The 12,277-nt window shown below is 70.3% G+C and carries 10 protein-coding genes; 4 read left to right on the forward strand and 6 right to left on the reverse strand.

Translation table 11 applies throughout. The annotated features are described in order from the left end of the window. Positions 1-128 precede the first annotated feature (128 nt). The 4 genes from AC3IPP_RS13125 (at position 129) to AC3IPP_RS13140 (ending at position 5,558) form a co-directional block, all read left to right on the forward strand. The gene (locus tag AC3IPP_RS13125) at positions 129-1,940 is read left to right on the forward strand and encodes a vWA domain-containing protein (protein ID WP_489149280.1); all 1,812 of its coding nucleotides are present in this window, start codon (positions 129-131) and stop codon (positions 1,938-1,940) included. Positions 1,941-2,023: 83 nt separating this feature from the next. Further along, a complete protein-coding gene (locus tag AC3IPP_RS13130) occupies positions 2,024-2,440 on the forward strand; it encodes a CBS domain-containing protein (RefSeq protein ID WP_087141056.1) in 417 nt (138 codons plus the stop codon). Positions 2,441-2,521: 81 nt separating this feature from the next. Continuing rightward, positions 2,522-3,097 carry a hypothetical protein gene (locus AC3IPP_RS13135; RefSeq protein ID WP_489149281.1) on the forward strand — a complete coding sequence of 192 codons (576 nt, stop codon included), beginning with the start codon at positions 2,522-2,524 and terminating at the stop codon, positions 3,095-3,097. 76 nt (positions 3,098-3,173) lie between these two features. After that, positions 3,174-5,558, forward strand: a complete 2,385-nt coding sequence (locus tag AC3IPP_RS13140) for a cache domain-containing sensor histidine kinase (protein ID WP_489149282.1) — start codon at positions 3,174-3,176, stop codon at positions 5,556-5,558. 6 nt (positions 5,559-5,564) lie between these two features. Here AC3IPP_RS13140 and AC3IPP_RS13145 read toward each other — a convergent pair whose 3' ends face one another. The 6 genes from AC3IPP_RS13145 to AC3IPP_RS13170 all read right to left on the reverse strand — a co-directional run bounded on the left by AC3IPP_RS13145 (position 5,565) and on the right by AC3IPP_RS13170 (position 12,275). Continuing rightward, entirely contained in the window at positions 5,565-6,098 is a 534-nt protein-coding gene (locus tag AC3IPP_RS13145) for a periplasmic heavy metal sensor (RefSeq protein ID WP_489149283.1), read from the reverse strand. After that, positions 6,095-6,517, reverse strand: coding sequence for a hypothetical protein (locus tag AC3IPP_RS13150; RefSeq protein ID WP_256968220.1), 423 nt, complete (start codon positions 6,515-6,517; stop codon positions 6,095-6,097). The genes AC3IPP_RS13145 and AC3IPP_RS13150 overlap by 4 nt, the downstream gene beginning before the upstream one ends. A 5-nt stretch (positions 6,518-6,522) precedes the next feature. Then, positions 6,523-7,155 (reverse strand): RNA polymerase sigma factor, encoded by a 633-nt coding sequence (locus tag AC3IPP_RS13155; protein WP_489149284.1) that lies wholly within the window; start codon positions 7,153-7,155, stop codon positions 6,523-6,525. Between the two features lie 62 nt (positions 7,156-7,217). Next, positions 7,218-7,889, reverse strand: coding sequence for an EF-hand domain-containing protein (locus AC3IPP_RS13160; protein WP_489149285.1), 672 nt, complete (start codon positions 7,887-7,889; stop codon positions 7,218-7,220). Between the two features lie 67 nt (positions 7,890-7,956). Next, positions 7,957-10,842, reverse strand: a complete 2,886-nt coding sequence (locus AC3IPP_RS13165; protein ID WP_489149286.1) for a bifunctional [glutamine synthetase] adenylyltransferase/[glutamine synthetase]-adenylyl-L-tyrosine phosphorylase — start codon at positions 10,840-10,842, stop codon at positions 7,957-7,959. Next, positions 10,839-12,275 (reverse strand): sensor histidine kinase, encoded by a 1,437-nt coding sequence (locus AC3IPP_RS13170; protein WP_489149287.1) that lies wholly within the window; start codon positions 12,273-12,275, stop codon positions 10,839-10,841. Before AC3IPP_RS13170 ends, AC3IPP_RS13165 begins: the two co-directional genes overlap by 4 nt. Between the last annotated feature and the right edge of the window lie 2 nt (positions 12,276-12,277).

Genomic DNA, 12,277 nt, shown 5'->3' on the forward strand with positions numbered 1-12,277 from the left:
GGGGGTTCCTCACCACAACATCTGCGCCACAGGGCGACGACGAGGCGCCCGAGCGAAGAACCTTCGCCTTAGTTCCGCCGAATATCGTCATTCTTCATGGGCAGGACAGGGTTGGAGGAGATTGATCAATGCCCCAGCATCCACGGCGCCGCGCCGCCGGTTTCCAGCGTCGCCCGGCGAGCGTGACGCTGGTCGCCGCCGCCGCCCTCATGACCGCCGCCCCAGTCGGCGCCGCGCCCGTTCCGCCCCCTGTGGTTCAGGACGGAACGCCCAGCCCGGCCGCCTGTCGCGAATTCGGCTTCGACCTGTCGCCGCCGTCCTCGGTGCGACCGCCCCACCTGCGATCACGGCCGCCCCAGCCCGCGCCGCCTCCACCCGTCACCCTGTCGATCGAAGCGACCAAGAAGGAAGACCGGGTCGAATACGCCGCCCCTCCCGCCACGGCGAACGGCGTGGTCGTCAGCGGATCGCGCATCGGTCCCTATCCTCCCGGCTCTCCCATGCCGCCGCGGCCCGTCGATACCGAACGCTATCCTGACGCCACGCCCAATGCGGTGAGGCGCACAGCGGACCAGCCGGTCTCGACCTTTTCCATCGACGTGGACACCGCCGCCTACGCCAACGTCCGCCGCTTCATCGATCAGGGCCGGACGCCGCCGCGCGACGCCGTACGGGTCGAGGAGATGATCAACTATTTCGACTACGGCTACGCCCGCCCGACCTCGGCGGCTCTGCCCTTCGCCGTCACCACGAGCACCACCGCCTCGCCCTGGGCCGAAGGACGCCGGATCGTCCATATCGGCTTGCAGGGCTATGAACTGCCCGAGGGGCAGCGCCCCCCGCTGAATCTGACCTTCCTGGTCGACGTGTCCGGCTCGATGAACAGTCCGGACAAGCTGGAGCTGGCCCAACAGTCGATGAATCTGATCATCGACCGTCTGCGACCCCAGGACCGCGTCGCCGTGGCCTATTACGCAGAAGGCGCGGGCACGACCCTGGCCCCCACCGCCGGGACGCAGAAGCTGAAGCTGCGCTGCGCCGTCGCCTCCTTGCGGGCTTCGGGCGGCACAGCGGGGGCCACCGGCATGACCAACGCCTATGACCAGGCCCAGGCCAGCTTCGGCCGGGACAAGGTCAACCGCATCCTGATGTTCACCGACGGCGACTTCAACGTCGGCGTCACCGACGACAAGCGGCTGGAGGACTACGTCGCCGACAAGCGCAAGACCGGCGTCTACCTGTCCGTCTACGGCTTCGGACGCGGCAACTATCAGGACGCCCGGATGCAGGCGATCGCCCAGGCGGGCAACGGAACGGCGGCCTATGTCGACGACCTGAACGAAGCGCGTCGCCTGTTCGGGCCGAGGTTCGACCGAGGCGCCTTTCCCATCGCCGACGACGTGAAGATCCAGGTCGAGTTCAACCCGGCCCGCGTCGCCGAATGGCGGCTGATCGGCTATGAAACCCGCCTGCTGAACGAGGAAGACTTCAACAACGACGCCGTCGATGCGGGCGAGGTCGGCTCCGGCGCTTCCGTCACGGCCTTGTATGAGATCACGCCTGTCGGCAGGCCGACGCAGATCCCCGAGCGCCGCTATGCCGACAATCGCGTCGCGACCGGCGATGGCGACCCGAACGGCGAGATCGGCTTCATCCAGGTGCGCTACAAACAGCCGGGACGGGATCGTTCGGAGCTGATCCAGCAACCGCTGACCGACCGCGCGAACGCCGCTCCGCCCGAGGCGACCCGCTGGGCCCTGGCCGTCGCCGCCTTCGGCCAGAAGCTGCGCGGCGATCCGTGGATGGCGCCGGCTTACGGCTGGGATCAGGTGTTGAACCAGGCCCAGGGCGCGCGCGGCGCCGATCCTTACGGCGAACGGGCCGAGTTCGTGCAGTTGGTCCGCACCGCCCAGAGCCTGCCCGAACGCCGCGAACCCTAGCCTGCCTCGCGCCGCCGGAACCGCGACCGGCGGCGCGGGTTCCTTAAGGCCAGGCCGCAACGGCCGCGCCAAGGGAGATGGCCATGAAGATTCGCGACGTGATGAGCAAGGACGTGCAGGTCGCCCGCCCCGAAGACACCCTTCAAAACGTCGCCGGGCGGATGGCGGCGGGGGATTTCGGCTTCATCCCCGTGGCCGACGGCGACCGGCTGATCGGCGCCCTGACCGACCGCGACATCGTGGTGCGCGGCGTCGCCTCGGGCGCCGGGCCTGAAGCGCGCGTGCTGGACGTCCTGTCGCGCGACGCCCTGGTGGTCCGGGCCGACGACGACCTGAAGGTCGCACTGGACCTGATGTCCTCACGCCAGATTCGTCGCCTGCCGGTTGTGGACAAGGACGGCCGCCTGGTCGGCGTGGTGTCGCTGGGCGACCTGTCGACGCGGGTCAAGGAACGCTACGCCGGCGAGGCGCTGGAAGAGATTTCCCGCCCTCAGGGTTAAATCGCCGCTAACCATTTCGCGGAACCCGGCGATAACGGCCGGGACCGCATCCTTCCCTTCTTTGCACGAGGGAAGTTCGGAATGGCGCGCGCCCAGTTCCAGAAAGGCCAGAAGGTCTGGGTCGAGAGCGTCGGCGTCTGGGCCCAGGTCGAAAAGGTCATGCCGGTCTGGGCCAAGGGTTTCGACGAGCCGGTCCGCATCACCTACGACGTGGGCCTGGGGCGTGAATTCGCAGCCGCAGAACTGCAGGTCTCATCCGAGGACCCGGCCGCCGAGGCCCTGGGCGGCTGGCGCATCCTGCGGGCGCGCAACAAGTGGCAGGATCCGGCCGACTGCGCCCACCATCCCTTTCCCGGCAGCTATCCGGTCGTCGTCACCGACAAGGCGGACTGGGGCGGCTGGCGGGTGCCTGGCGCCGAATACGACCGTGACCCGCAACGGGTGGAGTTCCAGGCGCGCCTGATCGCGGCGGGGCCGGATCTGATGGACCTGGCGCGCGAACTGATGGCCTCGGTGGCTGAAGCCCCGGACGACGCCCCGCCGGAGTCCCTGCGTCTGGCGCGCAAGGCCCAGTCCATCCTGCGCCGCATGACTGAAATCCCCGCGCCGCCCCCCGTGCGCACGGCCTCGGGCGACGTTGTCGGGACAGAAGCCTAAGACCGGGGCGCGCCCCCTCGACGAATTCCGCGACGCAGCCTAGATTCCCTGTCGAACCATCACAGGAGAATCGCCCTTGCGGGGCACTGAGCGCCGCAGTTACGGCTCTGGCCGTCGGGCCACGGACCATCAGGCCGCGCGCTCCGCGCCCTGGGTTCGCATCCTTGCGCTCGCCGTGGCGCTGGCGTTGGCCGCCTATGTCATGCTGTTCGCGCGCGAGAACAGCCGGCCCAGCCGCGAAGTCGAGGCCGCCCGGCTGGAAACCCTGATGCTGGAAGCCCGCCTGGCCGCAGCCCAGGTCGAGGCCCGCGCCGCTCGAACCGACCGCGCCCTGGACGCCGCCGCCCGCATCCTGGCCCAGACGCCCGCCCAGCCGGTGCAGGCGCTGGACAGCGCCCGGCTGGAAGACCCCGAGGCCGCCCTCCTGATCGCCGACGCCGACGGCCGCGCCCTGGCGGCGCGCGGCGCCCGCCTGGGCGCCGACGCGACCGCGGGATTGTCTGTCGGAGAAGACGGCCTGACCACGCGCCGGACGACGCCGGGCGGTCACGTCCTGATCGCCCGCACGCCCCTGCCGATTTTGAAGCCGACGCTCGCGCAGACCAGCCTCAGCGTCCTGCCGTCAGGTCAGGCGCCCGCCACGCCGGATCAGGCGGTCAAGGGGCCGGACGGCCGTCCCCGCACCGCCGCCGTGGCCCCGATCGGCGACACCGGCCTGTCGGTCGTGGCGAGCCTGCCTCGACCCGACGCCTTCGCCGCCTGGCTGGACGACGCCTGGATGCTGGCCGCGCCTCTGCTGCTGGTGGTGCTGATGCTGGCGGTGATCGCGGTGCAGAACTGGCGCCAGATGCGAGCCAGCCGACGCTGGGCCGACACCGAACGGCGCTTCCGGGTCGCCGTCGAAGCCGCGCGCTGCGGCGTGTGGGAATGGGATCTGGCCAAGGGCGAAGCAACCCTGTCCGACTATATGGCCGCCTTGCTGGAGGTCGAGACCGGAACCGTCCTGACCACCCAGGCCATGATCGAACGGGTCCACCCGCGCTATCGCCAGCTGATGATCGAGGCCCTGGACAACGCCATGGCCGACGGGGTGTTCGAGGCCGCCTTCCCCGTGCCGCTGAGCAACGGCGGCGTGCGCTGGATCGACGCGCGCGGCCAGTCGCGCCAGTCGCGTCGCGACAGCGGCTATGACAGCCTGATGGGCGTGGCGCTGGACGTCACAGAAGCGCGCCGCACCAAGGCCCAGGCCCAGGCCGCCGAGAGCCGCCTGCGCGACGCCATCGAAAGCGTGTCCGACGCCTTCGTCCTGTTCGACCGTCGCGGGCGGCTGATCCTGTGGAACCAGGGCTTCCAGGACGCCTTCGCCTTCCCCGAGGGCGTGGTGCGGCCCGGCGCGCAGAAGGACGAGCTGAACCGCATCGCCGCCGAGGCGATCAAGGCCGAGCACCCCTCGGCCAGCGGCCGCGCCGGGGTGCGCGAGGTCGAGCTGAAGGACGGCCGCTGGCTACAGATGGCCGAACGCTTCACCGGCGACGGCGGCACGGTGGTGATCTGCGCCGACATCACCGTCATCCGCCGCCAGGAGGCCGAGCGCCGCCGCGCCGCCGACGAACTGCGCGCCATGGTGGCCGAGCTGGAGGCCAGCCAGGCGAACCTGGCCCTGCTGGCGCGCAAATATGAAGTCGCCATGACCCGCGCCGAAGCCGCCAACCAGGCCAAGTCCGAGTTCCTGGCCAATATGAGCCATGAGTTGCGCACCCCGCTGAACGCCATCAACGGCTTCTCGGAGATCATGGCGGCCGAGATGTTCGGCCCCTTGGGCGATCGTCGCTATAAGGGCTACGCCGCCGACATCCACGGCTCGGGCCAGCATCTGCTCAGCCTCATCAACGACATCCTCGACATGGCCAAGATCGAGGCGGGCAAGCTGACCCTGCATTATGAGCCGATGGCGCTGGACATCCTGTGCGCCGAAGCCGTGCGGCTGATGCGCGGCAAGGCGCAGGAGGCGCAGCTGGCCCTGACGCTGGACTGCCCCGAGGACCTGCATATCGAGGCCGATCAGCGCGGTCTGAAACAGGTGCTGCTGAACCTGATCTCCAATGCGGTGAAGTTCACGCCCGAGGGCGGCGCCGTATCGGTGACGGTCGCGCCGCGCGATGCGGACACCGTGCGCGTCTCGGTCGTCGACACGGGCATCGGCATCGCCGCCAAGGATCTGGAGCGACTGGCCCAGCCGTTCGAACAGGTCGAGGGCCAGCACTCCAAGTCGACGCAAGGGACGGGCCTGGGTCTGGCCCTGACCAAGTCGCTGATCGAACTGCACGGCGGCGCCCTGACCATCGAAAGCGAACCGGGACGCGGCACGACCGTCTGGTTCGACCTGCCGACCCGCGCGCCCGAAGGCGCCATGGCCCCCGTCGGCGCTCCGGTGCAGCGCGTTCAGGCCCGCGCGGCCTAGAGCCGCTTAACCCGCCGGCTTAGGCGGCGTCGTCGGCTTGATCGCCGCATCCGCCGTCGTGGGCGCGCCTTTCGACGGTTCCTTCGACCTGGACTTATGGCGCGACAGGATGGGCGCCAGGGCGGCGCGATCCGACGGGCTGAGGCGGCTCAAGGTCTCCACCGCGCCCGATTCCAGCCGCGCCCGGCCGCGCATCTCGGACGCGCGGGATCGTTCCAGCAGGGCGGCGACCGCCACGGCGTCGAACTGATCCGAGCGGGTCAGGGCGATGGCTTCACGTCGGGCCGCGCGGGCCTCCTCGAAGTCGGGCCGGGCCTCCAGGGCCGTGGCGCGCATCTCACGCTTGATCTGGTCACGCACGGCGGGCGGTCGGGCTTCGACCACCGCCCAGACGGGCTCGCTGCGGCCCGGCTGACGCGCCTCGGCCGTCACCTCCTTGACCCGTTTGGCCGCCATCCAGGCCGCGCCCGCGCCCGCCACGGCGAAGATGTTCAACGCCACCGACGCCGCCAGGGCGATCTTCAGGCCTCTTCCGCTCATCCGCCCAGAACCTCCGTGTCGTCCGCGCCGGTCAGGCTGGCCTGGTACAGCACGGTGTCGGCGCGGATATCCGCCGTCATCTGCCCGGTCAGGACCACGCCGAAGACGGCGCCCGCGCAGGCCGCCGCCGCCCAACCGGCGCCCGACAGCCAGGCCATCACGCCGAACCCTTCGCGTCGACGACGACCCAGGCCCGCGCTGGCCGCCGCCGCGATCACCTGTTCGCGCAGGGCGTGGGACGCGACCACGCGCGGCGCGGCGTCCAGCAGGGCGTCCAGCCCGTCCGCCTCACGCAACAGGGTCGCCGCCTGAAGGTCTGTCGCCGCCAGGGCGCGCGCCGCCTCACGCTCAGTCTCGGGCCAGCGGCGCAGGTCGCCGCCATAGGCGTCGGCCAGATATTCAAAGCGTTCTCGGGTCATCGTCGTCATCTCGTCCCCCGCCATAGCCGTTCGGCGCGCTGTGCGGCGCCCCCTCGCTCACCGTGTCGCCCATCCTGCCGCGCCGTTGCATGCGGCGCGATGTCCGCCAGAGCGGCCCGCAAGGCGCGACGCCCCCGCGACAACAGGCTTTCCAGCGCTTCCACGCTGACCTCCATCAGGGCGGCGGCCTCGATATTGCCCAGCTCCTGATAGTGACAAAGGACGATGGCCTCGCGCTGCCGTTCCGGCAGACGCGCCAAGGCCGCCTGGACCTGAACGCCCGTCTCGGCGGCCAACAGGCCCCGATCCGGCGCCGGGCCGTCGTCGATGCCGTCGGGCAGCACATCCGTCGCGATCTCGCGTCGACGCCGCAGCCGATCATAGCAAAGATTCAAGCCCACCCTGTGCAGCCAGGTGTCGAAGCGCGCCTGGCCGGGGGTCCAGCGCGGCGCCTGCCTCCAGGCTCTGAGCATCGCTTCCTGGGCCACGTCCTCAGCCTCCGCCGCGTCGCCAAGCATTCGCTGGGCGAGCGACAACATGCGCGGCAGCTTGCGCGCGACCATGGCCTGAATGGCCGCGGGGTCGCCTTCGCCCACGCGGCGCACCAGATCCTCGTCGGGGTCGACGCTTGTCGCCAATCCAGCCTCTTTGGCTCAATCCATAAAGGTCGGGCGGTCGGACCGCCTTCCCCGACATCACCCTACTCCGAAGCGGGCGCCGAAGGCGACGCCGCCGGCGTGCGCGCGCGGCGCTGTTCGTGCCTCTGGCGCATGTCCGCCCGATTGGCGCGCATAGCGGCGCGGCGCTCGTCCTGCGTCAGCACGCCGTCGCTGTTGGCGTCCATGCGAGCAAAAGCCTCATTCGCCCGGCGTTCAACATCGGCGATGACGATAGGGAAGCGGCTTTCGCCGCCTCGAGCCATGTGGCGCGTGTTCGCCCCTCCATGACCGCCCCGATGATTGCGGCCGCCGGCATGACGTCCGGCCATGCCTTCACCGCGTTCGCCGCGCGCGCGAGGCGTATTGAACTCATCACGGTCGAGCACGCCGTCCTTGTTCGCGTCCAGTCGATCGAAGCGCGCGGCCTGCCGTTCGGCGCGTCGCGCCTGGGCGTAAGCGCGCATTTCCTCGGCCGTCACCTGACCATCGCCATTCGCGTCCGCAGCGCGCAGGCGCTCGATGCGGCGCTGCACGAAGTCCGCCTTGCTGACCGGTTCGGCCATCTGCGCGTGGTGCGGACGCGCATCCGGCGCCTGAGTCCGAGCCGGGGCCTGAATCTGGGTCTGGGTCTGGGTCTGGGTCTGGGCCATGGCTCCGCCGCTGACGGTGAAAGCCAAGGCAAGGGCGGCGGCGCCGCTGAAAGTCGTTTTCATCTCGATGTTCTCCATCCGGCCCGAAAGCCGTGAAGCATCCCCGTCGGGAAATAGAACGCCGCCCGGATCAGATTCCGTCGCGCAATGACGGCAGGGCCGTTTCGAAAGCCCGCCGCGCCCGCAGTCGCAGATCGATCAGGCGTGCTTTCAAGGTGTCGAAATCGGGCGCCCCGGCCGCGCGGGCCAGCCGCATCTGGAAGCCGGACGGCTCCTGATCCGGGTCGCCACCGTTCTCGAAGGCGCAGGCCATCAACTGACCCAGTTGCTGATGCGTGCGCCAACTTTCAGCCAGGACCGGATCGCCGACCAACGCCTCCAGCGTCGAGACGGTCAGCGGCGCTCCCGTCTGAGCCGCCGTCAACTGGCGATACTGGGCTGTGAACTCGGCGTCGACCTGCCCCCCCGCCGACAGCTTCAGGTCCCAGAAGCCCTTGGGCCGCCGCTCGCGGTCCATCAAATCCCGCATGGCCCGCACGTCCTGGGCGATGTCGATGCCGGGGCGCGGTCGCCGCAAGGCCGCCTCCAGCGCCTGCGCCACGCGCGCGCCGAAGCCCTGCTCGCTGGCCCAGACCACTCGTCCGCGCGTCAGGGCCATGAACTCCCAGGTGTCCGCCTCCTGCGCATAATAGGCGTCCATCGCCTCCAGCCGCACCGACACCGGCCCCTTGGACCCGGTCGGCCGCAGCCGCATATCGACCTCATACAACCCGCCCTCGGCGGTGTGGGCGGACAGGGCGGCGATGAACCGCTGCGTGAAACGGCCGTAGAAGGTCTCGGCGCTCCAGCCGCGCCCGGCGGAGACCGCCTCGGGCGGCGCCGCATAGACGGTCATCAGGTCCAGGTCAGACCCCGCCGTCATCTCACGCGACCCGGCCTTGCCCAGGGCCACCACGGCGACCGCGCCGTCGAAGGCCCCGCCCATCCGCTCGGCCTCGGCCAGGGCCGCCGGCGCCAGCCCCCTCATGCAGGCGTCGGCCAGGGAGGTGTAGGTCAGCCCGGCCTGCTCGGCCGTGGTCCGGCCGGTGACGACATGCATACCGATGCGGAAGGTCTGTTCGCGGTGCAGGCGGCGCACGGCGTTCATGGCCCCTTCGAAATCGCCGGCCTCATGCGCCTCGCGCACCACCTGGTCGGCCAGGCCGGTGTCGGTGCCCAGGGCCGTCATGAAGCGCGCATCCAGCACCCCGTCCAGAGCCTGCGGTTGACGCCCCAGCGCCCGCGCCAGTCGCGGCGCAAAGGCCATGACCCCGACCACCAGGTCGAACAGCTTGGGCTGATTGAGGAACAACGCCTGCACCTGCACCCCGGCGCTGAGGCCCGAGAAGAAGACGGCGAACCGGCGGAAGGCCGCGTCCGGCGCCCCCGTCTTGGCCACCGCCGTCAGCAGTTGCGGCGCCAGGCGCGTGAACAGTTCGCGTCCCCGCGCCGTGCGCGTGGCCTGGATGCGGCCGTGGTGCCAGCTGCGGATCGTGTCCGACACCGTGGCGGGCTCGGAAAAGCCCATGCGCGCCAGCGTCTCCAACGTGCCGGGGTCGTTCTCCACCCCCGTGAACACCAGACTGCCGTAGGGCGAGGACAGGTCTTCGCCGCCCTCGAACAGTTCGCCATAGCGGGCGTTGACCCGCATCAGCAGGCGCTCGATCTCCGTATCGAAGGCGGCCAGATCGCCCTGCCCCGCCAGGGCCGCCACATCGGCGCGCCGCTCGGCATCGACGGGCAGGATATGCGTCTGCTCGTCCGCCAGCATCTGCGCCCGATGCTCCAGCGCGCGCAGCTCGACATAGGCGGCGCGCAGTTCGTCACGCGCCTCGGGTGCGACGTGGCCCGCCTCGGTCAGGGCGTCCAGCGCCTCCAGAGTGCGCGGCGAGCGCAAGGACCGGTCGCGTCCGCCCAGGATCAGCTGCTGGGTCTGGACGTAGAACTCGATCTCACGGATGCCGCCCCGGCCCAGCTTCAGATTGGCGCCCGCCGCCTCCAAGCCCTCGCCGGTCTTGTGGACGTGGATCTGTCTCTTGATCGACTGGATGTCGAGCACGGCCTGATAATCCAGGCTACGCCGCCAGATGTAGGGGACCAGCGCCTTCAGGAAATCGGCGCCCTCGACCGCATCCCCGGCGCAGACGCGGGCCTTGATGAAGGCCGCCCGCTCCCAGTTCTGACCGACAGATTCGTAGTAGGCCAGCGCCATCGGCGCCGCGACCACGGGCGGGGTCGAGGACGGGTCGGGCCGCAGCCGCAGATCGACGCGGAAGACGTAGCCGTCCGCCGTCCGCTCGGCCAACAGGGCGGTCAGCCCCTGCGCCAGACGGTTGACGAAGCCCTGCATCTCGACGCCCTCGGCCAGAGCCGCCGCCAGCGTTTCCGGCTCATAGAAGAGCGACAGGTCGATGTCCGAAGAATAGTTCAGCTCGAACGCCCCGCCCTTGCCCATGGCGAGGACGAACAGGCCCGGAACCGGGCCGCGCGGATCGTCAGGCGTCGAGATCAACCGCCCGCGTCTGCGCCAGTCGTCGGCCGTGATCCTCAGCGCCGCCCGCGCCGCTGCATCGGCGAACCGCGACAGGGCGCCCGTCACCTGATCCAGATCCCAGACGCCGCCCAGGTCGCACAGGGCGGTCAAAAGATGCAGTTCCGCCTTCAGCCAGCGCAGCGGCGCCTTGGCCTCGTCCGGGGCGGCCGTCAGGGCGTCGCTGGCGGCCAGAATCTCCGCCAGCAGCGCCTCGGGATCGCTGTCCAGCGTCCGCCGCAGCCGATCCGGCCAGCGCCGCGCCAAGCCCGCCAGATAAGGCGAGGCGGCGAAGACGGGCTCCAGCGCCGCCCATGCCGCGTCCAGCGTCGCGCGCCAGCCGTCAGCGTCCGCCGTCTCGGCCAGCCGCTCGTGCAAGCGAGCCGCCGCATCGGCGTCACGCACGGGGCCGCACGGCTGCAACCGCGTCGCCAGAGCTTCGCTCACGCCTCGGCCTCAAGCGCCCGACTGGCGGCGGGCAGGATCAGGGCCACGCGCAGGCCCGGTCCGCGTCCGTCATAGGCGCCCGGCCCTTCGTCCAGTTGGATGCGGCCGCCATGCGCCTCGGCCACCGCGGTGACCAGCGACAGGCCCAGGCCCGAACCCGGCTCGGTGCGGCTGTTGTCCAGACGCACGAAGCGTTGCAGCACGCGCTCGCGATCCTCGTCCGGCACGCCGGGTCCGTTGTCCGTGACCGAGAACTCCACATCGCCCGACGATCGCCGCCGCGCGCGGAACATCACCGCCCCGCCTTCGGGCGTATATTTGATGGCGTTGTCGATCAGATTGGCGAGCGCCTGGGCCAGGAAGGGCTGATTGCCCTCGATCATCAGGCCTTTCTCGATCTCGGCGGCGAACTCCAGCCCCTTGTCCTCGCCCGCCGGTTCGTAGAGCTCGGCCATGTCAGAGGCCAGGTCGGCGGCGTCGAACACCTTGGGATCGGGCGCCCCGCCCGCCTGCAACCGGGCGATGGCCAGCACGGTGTTGAAGGTCTTCAGCAAAGCGTCCGCCTCGTCCAGCGCCACGCCCAGGGCGTCCACGCCCGACGTCCGCCCCGCCTCGGCGTCGATCAGGGCGACTTCCATCTTGGCCTTCATCCGGTTCAATGGCGTGCGCAGGTCGTGGGCGATGGCGTCGCCCGCGTGGCGGATCGAGGCCATGGAGCCTTCCAGCCGGTCCAGCATCCCGTTCAGGCCCTCGGCCAGCTCGTCCAGCTCGTCGCCGGAATGGCGGATCGGCACGCGCGTCTTCAGATCGCCCTCCTGCACCGCCGCCACAACGCGGTTCAGGCCGGCCATGGCCCGTTCGACGCCCCGGCTGATCCACAGTCCGCCGCCGACGCCCAGCACCAGAACCATGACCATCGCCCCCCACAGGGCCTGAGTCAGCCGCGCCAGATAGGCCTCGATGTCGCCGATGTCCTCGCCGACGAACAGGTGTTCGCCGCCCGACAGAGTGGTTTCCACGCCGATGGCGCCGCGACGGCGCACGCGCCCGTCCTCGTCCGTGTCGGTCAGGCGAAAGTCATCCCAGCGCGCCGTCGATGGCGGCGCATCCGCCTTGGGCGGGTCCAGCGGCGATTCCGAGACATTGCCGGTGATGACAGAACGATCCGGCGCCATCAGCAGATAGAGGTAGGGGCCGCCCTTCAGCGTGCGTTCGACCAGCACCTGGTTCAGGGCGTCGCGGCCCCGCGTGCGATAGACGGCGGTCAGCCCCTCGACCTCGGCCTTGACGCTGGCCTCCGCCCGCGCCCGCGCCTCGGACGCCGAGGCGAAATAGACATAGGCCAGCACCGCACTGGCCGTCGCCACGAACAGCGCCAGAAACAGCAGCGTCAGCCGGAAGGGCGTACGGCGGAAGAGCGAGGGGAGTTTCATGC

It is taken from the genome of Brevundimonas sp. KH_060 (genome assembly GCF_057838275.1).

Bases quoted from the DNA above. Each gene is read 5' to 3' on its own strand.
- AC3IPP_RS13135 (WP_489149281.1), top strand. From the start codon at position 2,522: ATGGCGCGCGCCCAGTTCCAGAAAGGCCAGAAGGTCTGGGTCGAGAGC.
- AC3IPP_RS13125 (WP_489149280.1), top strand. From the start codon at position 129: ATGCCCCAGCATCCACGGCGCCGCGCCGCCGGTTTCCAGCGTCGCCCG.
- AC3IPP_RS13130 (WP_087141056.1), top strand. From the start codon at position 2,024: ATGAAGATTCGCGACGTGATGAGCAAGGACGTGCAGGTCGCCCGCCCC.
- AC3IPP_RS13160 (WP_489149285.1), bottom strand. From the start codon at position 7,889: ATGAAAACGACTTTCAGCGGCGCCGCCGCCCTTGCCTTGGCTTTCACC.
- AC3IPP_RS13150 (WP_256968220.1), bottom strand. From the start codon at position 6,517: ATGACCCGAGAACGCTTTGAATATCTGGCCGACGCCTATGGCGGCGAC.
- AC3IPP_RS13145 (WP_489149283.1), bottom strand. From the start codon at position 6,098: ATGAGCGGAAGAGGCCTGAAGATCGCCCTGGCGGCGTCGGTGGCGTTG.
- AC3IPP_RS13170 (WP_489149287.1), bottom strand. From the start codon at position 12,275: ATGAAACTCCCCTCGCTCTTCCGCCGTACGCCCTTCCGGCTGACGCTG.